The sequence below is a fragment of the Saccharothrix isguenensis genome (assembly GCF_052936305.1).
In genome coordinates this window covers 6,823,158-6,841,224 of sequence record NZ_CP193626.1, presented here as the reverse complement: position 1 = coordinate 6,841,224, position 18,067 = coordinate 6,823,158, and the positions used below count along the sequence as shown (strand labels likewise).

The 18,067-nt window shown below is 71.7% G+C and carries 12 protein-coding genes; 5 read left to right on the top strand and 7 right to left on the bottom strand.

The features are described 5' to 3' along the window. Positions 1 to 37: 37 nt before the first annotated feature. The 5 genes from glgB to ACRAKI_RS30685 all read right to left on the bottom strand — a co-directional run bounded on the left by glgB (position 38) and on the right by ACRAKI_RS30685 (position 8,247). Entirely contained in the window at positions 38 to 2,218 is a 2,181-nt protein-coding gene (gene glgB, locus ACRAKI_RS30705) for a 1,4-alpha-glucan branching protein GlgB (protein ID WP_447003972.1), read from the bottom strand. Then, positions 2,215 to 3,555: a maltokinase N-terminal cap-like domain-containing protein gene (locus ACRAKI_RS30700; RefSeq protein WP_447003971.1), complete on the bottom strand. Its 1,341-nt coding sequence runs from the start codon at positions 3,553 to 3,555 to the stop codon at positions 2,215 to 2,217. Before ACRAKI_RS30700 ends, glgB begins: the two co-directional genes overlap by 4 nt. A gap of 5 nt (positions 3,556 to 3,560) precedes the next feature. Beyond that, positions 3,561 to 5,372, bottom strand: a complete 1,812-nt coding sequence (treS, locus tag ACRAKI_RS30695) for a maltose alpha-D-glucosyltransferase (protein WP_447003970.1) — start codon at positions 5,370 to 5,372, stop codon at positions 3,561 to 3,563. A 103-nt stretch (positions 5,373 to 5,475) separates the two neighbouring features. Further along, on the bottom strand, positions 5,476 to 7,461 hold the full coding sequence (locus tag ACRAKI_RS30690) for an alpha-1,4-glucan--maltose-1-phosphate maltosyltransferase (protein ID WP_447003969.1): 1,986 nt from the start codon (positions 7,459 to 7,461) through the stop codon (positions 5,476 to 5,478). Between the two features lie 273 nt (positions 7,462 to 7,734). Beyond that, complete coding sequence (locus ACRAKI_RS30685; protein WP_447003968.1) at positions 7,735 to 8,247, bottom strand: inositol monophosphatase family protein; 513 nt, start codon at positions 8,245 to 8,247, stop codon at positions 7,735 to 7,737. A 162-nt stretch (positions 8,248 to 8,409) separates the two neighbouring features. Here ACRAKI_RS30685 and ACRAKI_RS30680 point away from each other — a divergent pair, with 162 nt between their 5' ends. From ACRAKI_RS30680 to glgP, 4 genes are all read left to right on the top strand, one after another. Further along, the gene (locus ACRAKI_RS30680) at positions 8,410 to 8,718 is read left to right on the top strand and encodes a DUF6403 family protein (protein ID WP_447003967.1); all 309 of its coding nucleotides are present in this window, start codon (positions 8,410 to 8,412) and stop codon (positions 8,716 to 8,718) included. Beyond that, positions 8,711 to 10,045 carry a hypothetical protein gene (locus tag ACRAKI_RS30675; protein WP_447003966.1) on the top strand — a complete coding sequence of 445 codons (1,335 nt, stop codon included), beginning with the start codon at positions 8,711 to 8,713 and terminating at the stop codon, positions 10,043 to 10,045. Before ACRAKI_RS30680 ends, ACRAKI_RS30675 begins: the two co-directional genes overlap by 8 nt. After that, a complete protein-coding gene (locus ACRAKI_RS30670; RefSeq protein WP_447003965.1) occupies positions 10,042 to 10,917 on the top strand; it encodes a hypothetical protein in 876 nt (291 codons plus the stop codon). The genes ACRAKI_RS30675 and ACRAKI_RS30670 overlap by 4 nt, the downstream gene beginning before the upstream one ends. Before the next feature lie 141 nt (positions 10,918 to 11,058). Further along, positions 11,059 to 13,629 (top strand): alpha-glucan family phosphorylase, encoded by a 2,571-nt coding sequence (gene glgP / locus ACRAKI_RS30665; protein WP_447003964.1) that lies wholly within the window; start codon positions 11,059 to 11,061, stop codon positions 13,627 to 13,629. Between the two features lie 81 nt (positions 13,630 to 13,710). Here glgP and ACRAKI_RS30660 read toward each other — a convergent pair whose 3' ends face one another. Both ACRAKI_RS30660 and glgX read right to left on the bottom strand, forming a co-directional pair. Then, positions 13,711 to 14,835: a hypothetical protein gene (locus ACRAKI_RS30660; RefSeq protein ID WP_447003963.1), complete on the bottom strand. Its 1,125-nt coding sequence runs from the start codon at positions 14,833 to 14,835 to the stop codon at positions 13,711 to 13,713. 176 nt (positions 14,836 to 15,011) lie between these two features. Next, complete coding sequence (gene glgX / locus ACRAKI_RS30655) at positions 15,012 to 17,120, bottom strand: glycogen debranching protein GlgX (RefSeq protein ID WP_447003962.1); 2,109 nt, start codon at positions 17,118 to 17,120, stop codon at positions 15,012 to 15,014. Positions 17,121 to 17,272: 152 nt separating this feature from the next. Here glgX and ACRAKI_RS30650 point away from each other — a divergent pair, with 152 nt between their 5' ends. Next, a complete protein-coding gene (locus tag ACRAKI_RS30650; protein ID WP_447008563.1) occupies positions 17,273 to 18,049 on the top strand; it encodes an ABC transporter ATP-binding protein in 777 nt (258 codons plus the stop codon). Positions 18,050 to 18,067: the final 18 nt, after the last annotated feature.

Here is an 18,067-nt window from a genome sequence, read left to right as displayed (position 1 = left end):
ATCAAGGATCGCACGGCGGACCCCGCCACCGAATCGATCAGGCGGACCCATCCACCTCGGGAGTCAGGTAGACCACGCCCGCCGGCGGCAGTTGGAGCACCGCCGAAGCCGGTCGACCGTGCCACGGGTGCTCCTCCGCCACGACCCCGCCGAGGTTCCCGACCCCGGACCCGCCGTAGACCTCCGAGTCCGTGTTCACCACCTCACGCCACCGCCCGGCCAGCGGCAGGCCGACCCGGTAGTCGTGGTGCGGCATGCCGGCGAAGTTCGCCACGCACGCGAGCAGCGACCCGTCCTCGCCGATCCGCAGGAAGCTCAGCACGTTCCCGGCCGAGTCGTTCGCGTCGATCCACGAAAACCCCTCCGGCTTGTTGTCCGCGCTGTACAGCGCGGGTGACGCCTTGTAGACCCGGTTCAGGTCCGAGATCAGCCCGAGCAGCCCTCGGTGCAGCGGCGACTCCAGCAGGTGCCAGTCCAGCGACCGGCCCTCGGACCACTCCTCCCGCTGCCCGAACTCGCCGCCCATGAACAGCAGCTGCTTGCCCGGGTGCGCCCACATGAACGCCAGCAGCGACCGCAGCCCGGCCGCCTTGTTCCAGTCGTCACCCGGCATCCGCTGCCACAGCGACCCCTTGCCGTGCACCACCTCGTCGTGCGACAGCGGCAGCACGAAGTTCTCGCTCCACGCGTACACCAGCGAGAACGTGATCTCGTTGTGGTGGAACGACCGGTGGATGGGCTCGCGCGACAGGTAGTGCAGCGAGTCGTGCATCCACCCCATGTTCCACTTGAAACCGAACCCGAGGCCGCCGAGGTGCGTCGGCCGCGACACGCCCGGCCACGCCGTCGACTCCTCCGCCACCATCATCACGCCGGGGTGGCGCTTGTACACGGTGGCGTTCAGCTCCTGCAGGAACCGCACCGCGTCCAGGTTCTCCCGGCCGCCGTACTGGTTGGGCAGCCACTGGCCTTCCTGCCGCGAGTAGTCCAGGTACAGCATCGAGGCCACCGCGTCGACCCGCAGGCCGTCGATGTGGAACTCCTCGATCCAGTACAGGGCGTTGGCGACCAGGAAGTTCCGCACCTCGTTGCGCCCGAAGTCGAACACCAGCGTGCCCCAGTCGGGGTGCTCGCCCCGGCGCGGGTCCTCGTGCTCGTACAGGGCGGAGCCGTCGAACTTGGCCAGCGCCCACGCGTCGCGCGGGAAGTGGGCCGGGACCCAGTCCATGATCACGCCGATGCCCCGCTGGTGCAGGGTGTCGACGAAGAACCGGAAGTCGTCCGGCGACCCGAACCGGGACGTCGGCGCGTAGTACGACGTCACCTGGTAGCCCCACGACCCGCCGAACGGGTGCTCGGCCACCGGCATCAGCTCGATGTGCGTGAAACCGGCGTTCACCACGTAGTCCACCAGCTCGGTGGCCAGCTCGCGGTACCCGAGTGCGTGCCCGTCGGCGCCATGCCGCCACGAGCCCAGGTGCACCTCGTACACGGAGACCGGCGCGTCGATCCACTGCGTGGCGTCGCGCTTGGCCTGCCACTCCGCGTCGCCCCACTCGTAGGCCGACCGCGTGACGACGGAAGCCGTGGCGGGCGGCCTCTCGGTGGCGAACGCCATCGGGTCGGCCTTCTCGTGCCACACGCCGTCGCGGCCGAGGATCCGGTACTTGTACCGGCAGCCCGCCGGGATGCCGGGGATGAAGATCTCCCACACGCCCGACGAGCCGAGCGACCTCATCGGGTTGGCCCGCCCGTCCCAGCCGTCGAAGTCGCCGCAGACCCGCACACCGCGCGCGGTCGGGGCCCAGACGGCGAACGAGACGCCCGAGACGGTGCCGTTCGGCGTGTCGTAGGTGCGCACCCGCGCGCCCAGCACGTCCCACAGCCGCTCGTGCCGCCCCTCGCCGATGAGGTGCAGGTCCAGCTCGCCGACGGTGGGCAGCCACCGGTACGGGTCGTCCAGCTCCACGGCCGTGCCGCCGTACTCGACCTCCAGGCGGTAGTCGCCGGGGTGCTCGGGCAGCTCGCCCGCGAACAGCCCGTCGGTGACCCGGTCCAGCTCGAAGCGCTTGTCTCCGGCCATCACGGCCACCGCGGACGCGCCCGGGCGCAGTGCCCGCGCGACCACGCCCTCGGGGACGTGGTGCACGCCGAGCACGGAGTGCGGGTCGTGGTGCGCCCCGGCCAGCAGCCGGTCGACGTCCTCGGGCGAGATCATGACTGCACCGCTCCCTCTCCAGTGATCCGTGCGATCGACGTCAACGGCACCATCAACCACTCCGGCCGGTTCGCGTGCTCGTAGGCGACCTCGTACACGGCCTTGTCCAGTTCGAACGCGCGCAGCAGGTAGCCCTGCTCGCGGGGGTCGCCGACGGACGAGGCCGCCGCCTCCGCGTAGCCCTCGGTGAAGGCCGCGCGGTTGCGCCGCGACCACTCCAGCGCCCGCACGGTCAGCTGGTGGCCGTCCGGCTGGCCCACGAGCAGCTGGTGCGCCGCGTAGTCGAAGGATCGCAGCATCCCCGCCACGTCGCGCAACGGCGAGCGCAGCGCGGTCCGCTCGGCGATGGGCGAGCCGGGCTCGCCCTCGAAGTCGATCAGCATCCACCCCTGCACGGTGCGCAGCACCTGGCCGAGGTGCAGGTCGCCGTGGATGTGCTGGGTGACGACCGCGTCCGAGGTGTCCCTGGCCTGCTCGAACGCGTCCCGCAGCGCTGGCACGTACGGCCGCAGCTCCGGCACCGCGGCGACCACCTCGTCCAGCCGCGCCGTCATCGCCCGCACGGTCTGGTCGATGGCCTCCGCGTCCGCGCGCTCGATGCCGAGCGCGCGCTCCAGGTCGGCGTGCACGGTCGCCACGGCCTGCCCGAGCCGGTGCGCCTCACCGGCGAAGTCGCCGCCCACCTCGTCCGCGTGCAGGTCGCCCTCGGCCATCAGGTCGCGGACGCTCGTGGTGGCCATCGCCCAGCCGTCCACCGCGTCGGGCATGAACTGCTGGAGCATGCCGACGGTGGTGGTGTGGCCGTCCAGCCGGCCGGTGATCGACCCGAGCGGCTGGGCGATGTGCTCGCAGCCGACCTGGCGCAGCGCGCGGTGCAGCACCAGGTCCGGGTTGTCGCCGTACGTCAGCTTGCGGAACAGCTTGAGGATGTACTGGCTGCCGAAGACGATCGACGTGTTCGACTGCTCGGACGTGATCGGCCGGCCGCGCAGCCCCGTCGTGATCTCCACGTCCGGCTCGTGCTCGAACTTCAGGCCCTCGACCTCGGCGCCCTCGGCGATCAGGTCGAGCAGCGCGCCGGTCAGCTCGGGCACGGCCGTCGCGTCGTAGTTCTCCACGTGGTCGGTGACCAGCAGCTGGTACGGCTCCTTGCGGTCCGGCTGCTCCACCTCGACCACCAGGTGCACCAGCACCGGCTCCTCGGCCCGCAGCACCGACGTCCGGAGTGGACGGATCGAGGTGACCGGGCGGTCCTTCCCGCCGAACCACCGTTGCGCCGGCAGCCACTCGGGAAGTTCGGTCATCACCTTGTCGACCAGTTCGTGCGGTTCGGTCACGTCCCTCACCTCGCCTCGCTGTCGTCGTCGGCTTCCACGAGCTGGAACCAGTAGAAGCCGTGACCGGGCAGGGTCAGCAGGTAGGGCAGGTCGCCCACGGTGGGGAAGACCACCCCGCCGGTCAGCTCGACGGGCCTGCTGCCGCGGTGCTCCGACAGGTCCAGCTCGACCGGCTGCGGGAACCGCGACAGGTTGTTGACGCACAGCACGACGTCCTCGCGGTCGTCGGGCCGCCGCCACCGCCGCCGGTAGGCCAGCACGCTCGGGTTGGATCCGCCGAGGTCGGTGAAGTCGCCGTCGGCGAACGCGTGGTGCTGCTTGCGCACCTCGATCATCCGCCGCGTCCAGTGCAGCAGCGACGACTGGTTGTTCAGCTGCGCTTCGACGTTGAGCGCCTGGTAGCCGTACACCGGGTCCATGATCACCGGCAGGTAGATCCGGCCGGGGTCGCAGCTGGAGAAGCCCGCGTTGCGGTCCGGGGTCCACTGCATGGGCGTCCGCACCGCGTCGCGGTCGCCCAGCCAGATGTTGTCGCCCATGCCGATCTCGTCACCGTAGTAGAGGACGGGAGAACCGGGCAGCGACAGCAGCATCGCGGTGAACAGCTCCTGCTGGTTGCGGTCGTTCTCCAGCAACGGGGCCAATCGGCGTCTGATGCCGATGTTGGCCTTCATCCGCGGGTCCTTGGCGTACTCGGTGTACATGTAGTCGCGCTCTTCGTCGGTCACCATCTCGAGCGTCAGCTCGTCGTGGTTGCGCAGGAAGATGCCCCACTGGCAGCCGTCCGGGATCTGCGGCGTCTGCGCCAGGATCTCCGAGATCGGGAACCGCGACTCGCGCCGCACCGCCATGAAGATGCGCGGCATCAGCGGGAAGTGGAACGCCATGTGGCACTCGTCGCCGCCGACCTCGGGGTTGCCGAAGTACTCCACCACGTCCGACGGCCACTGGTTCGCCTCGGCGAGGAGCACCCGCCCGGGGTACTCGTCGTCCACGACCTTGCGGCAGCGCTTCAGGAAGTCGTGCGTGCGCGGCAGGTTCTCGCAGTTCGTGCCCTCCTGCTCGAACAGGTACGGCACGGCGTCCAGCCGGAACCCGTCGATGCCCAGGTCCAGCCAGAACCGGAGGGTGTCCAGCATGGCTTCCTGCACGTGCGGGTTCTCGAAGTTCAGGTCGGGCTGGTGGGAGAAGAACCGGTGCCAGTAGAACTGGCCGCGCACCGGGTCGTAGGTCCAGTTCGACGACTCGGTGTCGACGAAGATGATCCGCGCGTCCGCGTAGCGCTGGTCGTCGTCGCTCCACACGTAGTAGTCGCCGTACGGGCCGTCCGGGTCGGTGCGCGACTGCTGGAACCACGGGTGGGCGTCACTCGTGTGGTTGAGGACCAGGTCGGTGATCACCCGGATGCCCCGGCGGTGCGCCTCGTCCAGCAGGTAGACGAAGTCCTCGACCGAGCCGAACTCCGGCAGCACCGCGCGGAAGTCGGAGATGTCGTACCCGCCGTCGCGCAGCGGCGACGCGTAGAAGGGCGGCAGCCACAGGCAGTCGACGCCGAGCCACTCCAGGTAGTCCAGTCGGGACGCGAGACCGCGCAGGTCACCGGTGCCGTCGCCGTTCGAGTCGCTGAACGCGCGCACGAGCACCTCGTAGAACACCGCGCCCTTGAACCAGTCGCGTTCGCGCGGCACGAGCTTGGCCGACCGGAAGTCCTCTGCCTGCGGCTCCACCAGCAGACCGTCGGCGCCGATGGCCTCACCGGTGTGCGGCACGTTCTCCAGACCTACCAGCGCCGCGTCGGGTCGGGCCTCTTCATGCATGTGTGCTCCACCTCGTCCCACCTCATTGGGGGTGCGTTCGATCGTCCCTCGTGCTCTTCGGCGGGCACGGGGACTCGGTAAAGGGGACCGGGTTGGTTTTCTGTCAGCCGGCGCCGCTGAACCGGCGCTGGACGCCCACGATGTGCGCCGGGGAGCGCCAGGGTTCCAGGCGCACGTAGTTGGCCTGACCCCAGTCCCAGGTCTCCCCGGACACCTCGTCGTGCGCGATCAGCCGCTCGTGCCAGTCGACGCCGAGCGCGGGCAGGTCCAGCCAGACGGTGCCGTCCTGCGCGTTGTGCGGATCGAGGTTGACCACGACGACGACGGTGTCGTTCGTGCCGGGGTCCTGCTTCGAGTAGGCGATCAACGCCGGGTTGTCGACGTGGTGGAACCGCAGTGTTCGCATCTGCTGCAGCGCCGGGTGCGCCCGGCGGATCGCGTTCAGCTTGCGCAACCACGGCTCGAGGGACCGGCCCTCGGCCAGCGCGGCAGCGAAGTCGCGGGGCCTGAGCTGGTACTTCTCGGAATTCAGGTACTCCTCGCTGCCCGGCCGGACGGCCTCGTGCTCGAACAGCTCGTAGCCCGCGTACACGCCCCAGCTCGGCGCCATCGTCGCCGCCAGCGCCGCCCGCAGCGCGAACATCCCCGGACCGCCGTGCTGGAGCGATTCGTGCAGGATGTCCGGGGTGTTGACGAACAGGTTGGGCCGCGCCTCGTCCCAGTGCTCGACCAGTTCGGCGCCGAACTCGGTCAGCTCCTCCTTGGTCGTGCGCCAGGTGAAGTACGTGTAGCTCTGCGTGAAGCCGAGCTTCGCCAGCCCGTACAGGCGCGCCGGGCGGGTGAACGCCTCGCTGAGGAACAACACGTCCGGGTGGCGGTCCTTGACCGCCCAGATCAGCCACGCCCAGAAGTCCGGCGGCTTGGTGTGCGGGTTGTCGACCCGGAAGATCCGCACCCCGTGGTCCACCCAGTGCAGCACGACGCGCAGCACCTCGTTGTAGATGCCCTGGGGGTCGTTGTCGAAGTTGACCGGGTAGATGTCCTGGTACTTCTTCGGGGGGTTCTCCGCGTAGGCGATCGACCCGTCCGGGCGGGTGGTGAACCACTCCGGGTTCTTCAGCACCCACGGGTGGTCGGGGGCGCACTGGAGGGCCAGGTCGAGCGCCACCTCCAGGTCGAGCTCCCGGGCGCGGGCCACGAACGCGTCGAAGTCCTCGATCGTGCCGAGCTCCGGGTGGATCGCGTCGTGCCCGCCCTCGTCCGCGCCGATGGCCCAGGTCGAGCCCGGGTCGTCCTCGGTCGCGGTGAGCGTGTTGTTCGGGCCCTTGCGGTTGACCCGCCCGATCGGGTGGATCGGGGGCAGGTAGGCCACGTCGAAGCCCATCGCCGCGATGCGGTCGAGCTCCTTGGCGGCGGTGACGAACGTGCCGTGCACCGCGACGCCCGACTCGTCCACGCCGCCGGTGCTGCGCGGGAAGAACTCGTACCAGGACCCGAAGGCCGCCCGCTTCCGGTCGACCCACACCTTCTGCGGCCTGCCCTTGGTGACCAGCTCGCGCACCGGGTGGTCGTACATGACCTGGCGCACGTCGCCGGCGAGGGCGGGCGCCACCCGCTCGGGGAGGGGCCGGTGCTCGTCGCGCAACGCCTTCGCGGCGTTGACCAGGAGGGGCTTGTCCTTGCGCCGGTCCGGCCGGCGGCTGACGCGGTCGAGCAGGCGCGCGCCGGTCTCCAGGTCGTTCTCCAGCTCGTCGGCGCTCTGGCCCGCGGCGATCTTGACCTCGACGGCGTGCAACCAGGTGGCCCAGGGGTCGCTCCAGGCATCCACGCGGAACGTCCAGGCGCCTTCGGCGTCCGGGACCATCGTGGCGACCCAGCGGTCCAAGCCGACGCCGTGGGGCACCATGCGTGTCTGTCTGGCGACCCGGTCGTTCGGTCCCCGCCACGCGACGGTGGCGGCGACGGCGTCGTGGCCTTCGCGCCACACCGTCGCCTCGACCGGAACGTGCTCGCCGACCACGGCCTTCGCCGGGTAGCGACCGTTGCTCACGGTCGGGGAGACATCATCGATTCCGAGTCGTCCGCTCATCGGCAGCGCCCCTCTCACCTGGTGTGACGCGTGCACGTGCAAGTCTGCCCGCAGCGATCGGATGGACCATCACCGGACTCCTGTTTTGTTCCCTACCCCTTTTGGGTGGATCACTAACGCGGTGGCGGCATCCGTCTCGCCATGGAAGACAGAATCCCACCTCTTGATCGTTACCGCTCCGTTGCCACGCCGCCACCGTTCGGGCGATGGTCCGCCGAGCCGTTCACTGATCGACATCTGCCGGCCACCCGTGCGGGTCGGCCTGGCCGGTGATCACCCGGATGAGCGTCCTGTGGGTGGCGATGTGGACGCGGCCACCAGCCCCTGGGCGCCGTGGTGAAGAGGCCGTCCGGTCAGACCGGTCACGACGCACCCCGCAGCCCGGCACAGCGCGATCCCGGCGGTGAAGTGCACGCTGCCGCGCACGTCCCCATCGGTGACGTACGCCACTCGCCGCCCGGCGGCCACCCACGCCAGGGCCAACGATGTCGACAGCACCCGTGCGCCGAACGCGTCGCCGAACGCCCGGTCGTGCAGCAGTCGCGCGGCCAGGAACCGGTCGCGGTTCGGGAACGGCGGGTCGACGTTGACGTCGACCAGGCGACTTGTCGCGTCCGGTGCCAGTGGCACGTCCTGGCCGGCGGCACGGACCCGGGCGACCTCGCCGTCGGTCCAGAACACCTCGCCCGAGAACGGGTCGGCCACCGCCGCCGCGACGATGCCCTCACCGGAACGACCGGACGACGTCGGCCCCGGCGACGGCGGATCGGACGGCGAGTTCGGCATCGGAGTCCGGCACCCGTCCACTGTGCCTCGTGCGCTGTGCCCTCGTGGCGTCGACGGCCGCTGCCGGGGCTGCGCGTCGTGCCGGGGATGGACAGCGGGACCTGATTGTGGAGAATCGGCCGATCCCCTTTCCGCTCGTCCGACCACGTGGAGTACTTGCGCATGTCGTTGACCTGGCTGGTGTGGCCGATCGGCGGCGCACTGATCGTGGCGGCGGGGTTCGCCGTGGTGGTGGTTCCCCGGTGGCGGGCACGGGAGCGGGAGCGGCTGGTCGCCTGGTCGGCGGCTCGGGCCGCGATCGGGAGCGCGGCGATCAGCCGGGACGCGGCTCGCGGCGAGGTGGCCGAGGCCGAGCGGCTGCTGGCCCGTGCCGAAGCCCTCGTCGCCGACCGCGGCGGCACGGCTGCGGCCCGGACCGCCGCCGACTGCGCGGAACGGGCCGACGCGCTGTGGCGGGCCGCCGATGAGTAAGCGGACCGAGTGGGTGCGCTGGGGCTCGCTGGCCGCCGCGGTGGCCGTCCTGGTGGTCTTCCTGCTCTCCCAGGGGCAGGACGTCGACGTCAGCTACGGCCGGTCGCCCTCGTCGTCCGCAGCCATCGGGGAAGGGCAGGCGGGCGAGCTGGGCGACGTGACCGTGCCGTCGGTGGACGAGATGGCGGCCCTGGTGCGCGCCGACGACGTGGTCCGGCTGCCGGGCGCCATCGCGTCGTGGGACGAGGAGCGCGTGCGGGACGTCATCGGTGACGCCGACGTGCGCATCCTGGTCGCGCCGCCCGGACTGGACGAGGACGAGCGCAAGCGCGTCCGCGAGGTGGACGACGTGACCGTCCGGGTGATCGGCACCCAGGTGAGCGGCGGGCTGTACCAGTCGTCCGCCGACCGGGTCGCGGGCTGGCGGGCCGAGTTCGCCACCGGTGACGTGACCGACCAGCTCGTGACCCTGATCGCGGCGCTGGGCGACCGGCCGGAGCCGGAGTCGGTCGACCAGCACACGTGGCGTGACCCGACCGAAGCGGAACTGGCCGCCGTCGCCGACGACCTGCGTCGCACGGGCGTGCACACCGCCGCGGGCGCGACGCTCGACCGGGTGCCCGAGCAGTCCGCGTCGGCCGCCTTCCCGGACCGCCCCGCGCTGTACGTGGCGCTGCCGCGGCAGCCGTTCGGTGAACCCGTGCCCCAGTACGGCCCCGCGCTGGCCGGGCTGTTCCCCGACACCCCGATCGTGGTGCTCTACGGGTGGTGGATCGAGTACCACGGCCCGCACGCCGCCGACTTCGACGAGCTGGTCGCCGCGAGCTTCTACGGGCAGTTCGGCGATCGGCTCAGCCGCTACGACTACCCGCAGCGCAACGTGCTCGCCGCCTACCTCGCCCGGGTCGCCGACGTCCGCTACGCGGGCCTGTTCGACCGCCCGCTGCCCTACCAGCCGCCCGACCCGCTGCGGGTGGCGCTGCCCGCGCTGCCCTGGCTGTTCACCGGCTGCGTCGTGGTGTTCCTGGCGCTGTCCGCCCGGACCGTGCTCCGGAGGACGGGTCGCGCGCCGGTGAACAGCACGAACGCGCGCCTCGCCGGGCTCACGGCGCTGGCCGTCGAGGTGTCCGGCCTGAGCCGCGACCCGCACCTCACCCGGGGCATCGGCAAGCTCGGCGCGGCGGGGGAGGCGTTGGCGAACGACCTGCCGGACCGGCACGTGCGGACCCTGCTGGACGGCGCCGAGGCCGAGCTGGACGCCGCCGCCCGCGCGCTGGGCCGCGCCGACTACCGACCGGACGTCTACCTCGCGGGGAGGCTCGTGTGAAGCGCTTCCTCCGCACGCCGTTCGGCGTCGCGGTCCTCGGCTGCCTGGTCCTGGCCGGGTGGGCGCTGTGGTCGGGCGGCGTGCTCGACGGGCCGATCGCGCGGCAGGTGCGGTCGTCCTCCGTCTACGCCGCGCCCGGCATCGGGATCGACCAGGCGGCGGCCGAGCGGATCATCGGCAACCGGCGGCTCGTCGTCGTGCTGCTCCCGTCCGGCGCCGACCGGCGGGCGGTCTGCGACGACGTCGAACGCGCGGCCGAAGGCACGCTCGTGCTGGTGCTCAGCCGCGAGGACGACGAGTACGAGCGCTACGGCTGCGCCCTCATCCCGGACCGGGACGACGGGAACCTCGGCCGGGCGGCGGTCGCCGAGACGGTCATCGGCCGCGGTGTCGACCAGTTCCCCGACCGGCCGCTGGAGGCGCTGAAGGTCGCGGTGGTCAACTACGACCTCCTGGTGAGGGCCGGCACCCTGCCCGACGGCGCCCGCACCATCAACCCGTCCCTGCCCCGGTACCTCGTCGCGGCGGCGGCGCTCGGGGCCGTGGTGGCCGGTTCGCTCGCCCTCTACGCGGGCGCGCGCCGCGCCGGCAGGCTCGCCGTGACCCGTGCGGCGCGGCGGGACGAGTCGGCCGACGCCCGCAGCGTGCTGAGCGCCGAGACGGCGGTCCTCGCGCAGCAGGTCATCGACCTGGACCGGCGGCACACCGCGGGGCAGAGCCGGAAGTTCGACCGGCGGTTCCGGGCCCTGATGGCCGACTACTCGCGGTTGCTGGTGGCGGTGGCCGACGCCGACGCGCACGACGGCGACCTGGACGCGCTCACGGCCCGGGTCCGGGAGCTGAGCGAGCGGTGCGCGACCCTGACCGGATGACGCTGGTTGCGTCAACAGTGACGGGATGTGTACGAAAGAACACGCGGGAGCCCGTAACCGCAGGTGGGGCTGTATCGGTCCCTGCATCGGTTCGGGTGACCGTTGTCCCGCACCGCTGGATGGGGGATAAGGTCCGACGCCATGCGAGCACTTCGCCGGTTCACCGTCCGAGCCAGCCTGCCCGAGCCGTTGACGGCCCTGGGCACCCTCGCCACGAACCTGCGCTGGACGTGGCACCAGCCAACCCAGGACCTGTTCGCGTCGGTAGACCCCGAGCTGTGGGTTGACAGCGGTGATCCGCTGCGGCTGCTCTCCGTGGTCGCGCCCGAACGCCTCGACGCGCTGTCCACCGACGAGCAGTTCCTCGCCCACGCCCGCGCGCTGGCCGACGACCTGCACCGCTACACCACCGGGCCGCGCTGGTTCCAGCGTCGCCAGGACGAGGTCCAGCAGCGTCGCGAGCACGGCAACTACGACCTCGAACCCCTGCCCAGGGCGATCGCCTACTTCTCCATGGAGTTCGGCGTCACCGAGGCACTGCCGAACTACTCCGGCGGCCTCGGCGTGCTGGCGGGCGACCACCTGAAGGCGGCCTCCGACCTGGGCGTTCCGCTGATCGCCGTCGGCCTGCTCTACCGGTCCGGCTACTTCCGCCAGGGCCTGAGCCTGGACGGCTGGCAGCTGGAGCACTACCCCGTCCTCGACCCGCGCGGCCTGCCGCTGGAGCTGCTGACCGAGCCGTCCGGCGCGCCGATCCTGGTGCACGTCGCCATGCCTGGCGACCGGGTGCTGCGGGCCAAGATCTGGAAGGCGAAGGTCGGCCGCGTCCCGCTGCTGCTCCTCGACTCCGACGTGGAGGAGAACGACGACGACCTGCGCGGCGTCACCGACCGCCTCTACGGCGGCGACCAGGACCACCGCATCCGGCAGGAGATCCTGGCCGGCATCGGCGGCGTGCGGGCCGTCCGCACGTTCTGCGAGCTGACCGGCCACGCCCCGCCCGAGGTGTTCCACACCAACGAGGGCCACGCCGGGTTCCTCGGCCTCGAACGCATCCGCGAGCTGGTCACCGTCGAGGGCCTGGACTTCGACCAGGCGTTGGCCGCGGTCCGCGCCGGCACGGTGTTCACCACGCACACGCCCGTCCCGGCGGGCATCGACCGGTTCCCGGTGGACCTGGTCCAGCACTACTTCGGCCCCGAGACGCTGCTCCCGGGCGTGAACACCCAGCGCGTCCTCGCCCTGGGCGCCGAGGAGAACCCCGGCCTGTTCAACATGGCGCACATGGGCCTGCGGCTGGCCCAGCGCGCCAACGGCGTGTCCAAGCTGCACGGCCGGGTGAGCCGGGACATGTTCCGCGCCCTGTGGCCCGGCTTCGACGGGTCCGAGGTGCCGATCGGATCGGTCACCAACGGCGTGCACGGTCCGACCTGGGCGGCCACCGAGATGAGCAGGCTGCTCGGCGACTCGGAGGACTCGGGCGTCGGCCTGCACGGGTTCGAGCCGGTCACCGACCAGCGGCTGTGGGAGCTGCGCAACGAGCTGCGCGCCAAGCTCGTCGGCGAGGTCCGCCGCCGCACCCGCGCCTCCTGGCTGCAGCGCGGCGCGTCCGCGTTGGAACTGGGTTGGACCGACTCGGTGTTCGATCCGGACGTGCTGACCGTCGGCTTCGCCCGCCGCGTGCCGACGTACAAGCGGTTGACGCTGATGCTGCGCGACCCGGAGCGGCTGCGCGCGATGTTGCTGCACCCGGAACGGCCGGTGCAGCTGGTCGTGGCCGGCAAGTCGCACCCGGCGGACGACGGCGGCAAGGCGTTGATCCAGCAGATCGTGCGGTACGCCGACGACGCCGGCGTGCGGCACCGCATCGTGTTCCTGCCCGACTACGACATGTCGATGGCCCGGTACCTGTACTGGGGCTGCGACGTGTGGCTGAACAACCCGATGCGCCCCCTGGAGGCGTGCGGCACGTCCGGCATGAAGTCGGCGCTGAACGGCGGGCTGAACCTGTCGATCCGCGACGGCTGGTGGGACGAGCTGTACGACGGCAGCAACGGCTGGGCCATCCCGACCGCCGACGGCATCACCGACCCGACCCGGCGGGACGACCTGGAGGCCGCCGCGCTGTACGACCTGCTCGGCAACCAGGTCGCGCCGCTGTTCTACGACCGGGGTGAGGACGGCGTGCCGACCCGCTGGATGGCCATGGTGCGGCACACGCTGGCGTCGCTCGGTCCGGCGGTGCAGGCGTCGCGGATGGTGCGCGAGTACGTGGAGAGGCTGTACGCGCCCGCCGCGTCGTCGGCCGCCTCGGTGGTCGGCGAGGGGTTCCGGGGCGCGAAGGAGCTGGCCGCGTACCGGCAGCGGCTGCGGGCGTCGTGGACGCGGGTGCGGGTGCTGGACTCGGAGATGTCGCTGAACGGGTCGGCCACGCCGAACCTCGGCTCGCCGGTGGCCGTGCGGGCCCGGATCGAGCTGGCCGGGCTGGAGCCGTCCGAGGTGGACGTGCAGGTCGCGCTGGGTCGCGTGGGCGACTCGGACGAGCTGTACGACGTGATCACGCACGGGATGCGTTACGCGGGCAACGGCAACTACGAGATCGAGGTGCCGTTGCCGCACGCGGGCGCGGTGGGCTACACGGTGCGGGTGCTGCCCAGGCACGACCTGCTGGCGTCACCGGCCGAGCTGGGCCGGGTCGTGCTGGCGAACTGATCGGCGGTGGAAGCGGCGCTCGCCCCGGGTCGTGGGGCGGGCGCCGCTCGCGTGCCGGGCTCGGGTGACGTCGAGCGGGGATCAGGTGACGTCGAGCCGGGCGGTGGTGTCCGCGACGCGGGGCATCCAGCCGGCCAGTTCCCGGGCTTCGACCAGCGTCGCGCGGGCTGCGGCGTTGTCGCCCGCCGCCATCTGCGCGCGGGCGATCGTGGCCAGGGCGTCGGCTCGCGCCAAGCCGGTTTCGCTGGTGTTCCGGGCCTGGGTGGCGAGGGACAGCGCGGCGGCGTGGTCGTTCTCGATCAGGGCGAGCTGCGCCAGCGTCGCGGCGCACCGGTGGCGCGGGTAGCCGAACCGCACCGCGCCGTCCACGGCTCGTTTCGCCGCCGGCAGGCCCACGCCGGCGGGCAGTTGGCCGGCCTCGATCGCGTTGGCGGTGGAACTGGCCATCTCCGCCAGCACGAACGCCATGTCCCGCTGACCCAGGTGGGTGCGTCCGATCAGTCCGCTGACCACCCGGAGCGCCTCGCCGTGCTGCGTGCGGAGGGTCAGCACGGCGACGTGCGCGCCGATCGCGACCAGCAGCGTCGGGTGGCGTTCGACCAGGTCCTTCGCGATCACCTCGGCCCGGTCCAGGTCACCGGCCTCCAGTGCGTCGGACACCTGGTTGACCAGCGGTGTCGCGTCGAACTCGGCGGCCGTGCGGCCCGACGCGCGCGGCAGGGCGAACAGGAACCAGCCGGGTGAGGTGGTGCCCGCGCCGCGTCGTGGCCACAGGCCGTTGAGCAGGACCGCCGTGCCCGCGACCGCGAACCCGCGCAGGAACGGCTGGTCGACGTCCGACCAGGCCAGTGCGCCGAGCCAGACCACGACGACGGCCGCGGTGGACAGCAGCGCCGACGTGAGCCCGGTCAGCCACAGCCTGCGGCGGGCCGGCGCCTTGATCGACGTGAGGCCGACCGCGAAGAGCAGCGGGATCGTCCGCCACACGACCCGGAGGTGTGGCCGCGTCCACGTGCGGACCTCACCGCCGACCCCGATCTCGACCAGCGTCACCCGCACGCCGGACAGCACGGCGCCCACCAGCAACCCGAGTTGCAGCAGGGCGAGCACGGCCACCGTGCCGCACGCGGCCCCGCCGAACGTCGCCACGCTCGGCCGCCAGACCACCAGGACGACCAGGGCCAGCCCGGTCAGCGCTTTCCACACGGACCAGGAGACGCGACCGCACCACCCGCGGTTCCCGTTCCGAACGTTGAACTCACCCGTTCCGAACGGAGGACTCACGCGACCTGAACGGAGGACTCACGCGAAGGCAGGCTCTGCGCCCGCGAGGGTCGCGGGCACTAGGTCGTCGCTGCCTGACGGCTACGAGTCGGGCGGGGTCAGTTCGGCACTCGGAGCAGGAGCAGGGAGCGGCCACCCAGCGCGACGGTCTCGCCCGCCCCCAGGGAGCCCGCCACCGACGGCGAGCCGTCCGCCGTGGTGGAGTCGAGGGTCGGCTCGTACCGCCCGCCGTACTCGGGTCCCGGCAGGGTGACCTCGATCGGGTCCGCCCCGGCGTGCAGGAGCAGCAGCCACGAGTCGTCCGACACCAGCTCGCCGTCACGCGAACGGGACAGGCTGTTCGAGCCGTCGATCCACATGCCGAGGAACCGGCGGCCCTCGTCGAACCAGTCGGTCTCGGCCATCTCCTCGCCGTCCGGCCGGAACCACACCAGGTCGGGCGCGCCGGACGACGTGGTCCGGCCGTCGAAGAACTGCGGCTGCCGCAACGCAGGCGACGCGGCCCGCAGGTTGATCACCCGGCGGGCGAACGCCAGCATCGACTCGCCCTCGCCGGCGAGCTCCCAGTCCACCCACGACGTCTCGTCGTCCAGGCAGTACGCGTTGTTGTTGCCGCCCTGCGTGCGCCACTGCTCGTCACCCGCGGCCAGCATCGGCGTGCCGGTGGACAGCATCAGCGTGGCGAACAGGTTCCGCGCCTGCCTGGCCCGCAGCGCCAGCACCGCCGCGTCGTCCGTCTCGCCCTCCACACCGCAGTTCCACGACCGGTTGTCGTTCGTGCCGTCGCGGTTGTCCTCGCCGTTGGCGAGGTTGTGCTTCTCGTTGTAGGACACCAGGTCCCGCAGCGTGAACCCGTCGTGCGCGGTGATGAAGTTGATCGACTGCCACGGTCGGCGCAGGTCGTCGGCGTACAGGTCGGACGACCCGGACAGCCGGTACGCCAGGTCGCGCACGTTCGTCATGCCGCGCCAGAAGTCGCGGACCGTGTCGCGGTACCGGCCGTTCCACTCCGCCCACTGCACGCCGAAGTCGCCCACCCGGTACCCGTCGCCGGTCGCGTCCCACGGCTCGGCGATCAGCTTGCACCGGGACAGGACCGGGTCGGCGGTGATCGCGGTCAGCATCGCCGACGCCCGGTCGAACCGGCCGCCACCGGGCCTGCCCAGCGTCGACGCGAGGTCGAACCGGAACCCGTCCACGCCCATCTCGGTGGCCCAGTACCGCAGCGAGTCCGTCACCAGCCGCACGAACTGCGGCGACCCGGCCTCGGTCGTGTTGCCGCACCCGGTGATGTCGAGCGTGCCGCCGCCCTCGATGTGCAGGTAGTAGCCGGGCGCGTCGAAGCCCCGGTAGCACAGCGTCGGACCGTCCGGCCCGCCCTCGCAGGTGTGGTTGAAGACCACGTCGATGATCACCTCGATGCCCACGGCGTGCATCGCGGACACCATCGTGCGGAACTCCTCCACCTCCCGGCCCGGCTCGCTGGCGTACCCGGGGTGCGGCGCGAAGTAGCTCAGCGGCGAGTAGCCCCAGTAGTTGTGCCTGCCCGCCTCCATCAGCGACGGCTCGTCCACGAACGCGTGCACCGGCAGCAGCTCCACCGACGTCACGCCCAGCCGCACCAGGTGCTCCACCACGGCCGGGTGCGCCAGCCCCAGGTACGTGCCGCGCTGGTGCTCGGGCACGGCCGGGTGCAGCTTGGTGAACCCGCGCACGTGCAGCTCGTAGATCACCGCTTCCTCGAACGGCACGTCCGGCTTCACGCCCGTGTCCGGCCCGCCGGGCGACGTGACGACGGACAGCGGCACGCTGCCCAGCGAGTCGACCGGCGACGGGCCGCCGAGCATCGGGTCGTCCACGTAGCCCAGCGCCGCGTCCAGGTCGGTCAGCGCGCCCGTGATTCGCGTCGCATAAGGGTCGATCAGCAGCTTCGAGGGGTTGCACCGGAGGCCTCGGCCCGGGTCGTACGGGCCGTGCACGCGGTAGCCGTAGCGCTGGCCGGGCGTCACGCCGGAGATGAGACCGTGCCACACGCCGAAGGTGCGCTCGGTCAGCTCGACCCGCTCCTCCGTGCCGTCTTCGCTGATCAAGCACACTTCCACGGCGTCGGCGGGCGGCGCCGAGACCGCGAAACGCACACCTCCGGCTTCGGGGTACGCCCCGAGGGGGAACGGTCGGCCCGCGAGCAGGATCGAGTCGGCAGCCATACCCCCGGATCTTTCCAGCCCGGAGGGGTGGTTTGGGTATCAGCACGCGACGAGGTCGCCGCCGGCGCGAAGCCGAGGCAATGGAACACTGTCCTCGCGAGGCATCGACCGGGGCGAGGGCAGGCGTGGAAAACGAAGATCTGGTCATCCACATGCAGGGTGTTTCGGTTCGACGTGGCAAGACCACGCTGGTCGGGGACGTCGACTGGAGCGTGGAGCTGGACGAGCGCTGGGTCGTGCTCGGGCCCAACGGGGCGGGCAAGACCACGCTGCTCCGGCTGGCCGGCGCCGAGCTGCACCCGACCAAGGGCAAGGTGCACCTGCTCGGCGAGCGGATCGGCCGGACCGACATGTCCGAGCTGAAGACCCGCATCGGCCTGTCGTCGGCGGCGCTGAACGGGCGCGTCCCGGCCGAGGAGAAGGTCGTCGACGTGGTCGTCAGCGCCGGGTACGCGGTGCTGGGCCGGTGGCGTGAGGAGTACGGCAAGCTCGACATCGGCCGGGCCAAGGAGCTGCTGGCCACGATGGGCATCGAGCACCTGTCCGACCGGACGTACGGGACGCTGTCCGAGGGCGAGCGCAAGCGCACGCTGATCGCCCGCGCGTTGATGACGGACCCCGAGATGCTGCTGCTGGACGAGCCCGCCGCCGGCCTGGACCTGGGTGGCCGCGAGGACCTGGTGGCCCGGCTCTCGGAGCTGGCGCTCGACCCCGACGCGCCGGCGACGGTGCTGGTCACGCACCACGTGGAGGAGATCCCGCCCGGCTTCACGCACGTGCTGCTGCTGCGTGACGGCGGCATCGTGGCGCAGGGCCTGCTGGACGACGTGCTCACCGAGGAGAACCTGACGAAGACGTTCGACCAGCCGTTGGAGCTCCAACGGTCGGGTGACCGGTACTTCGCCCGCCGCAAGGCTACCGAGGGGTAACCTGCGAGGCGCACCGAC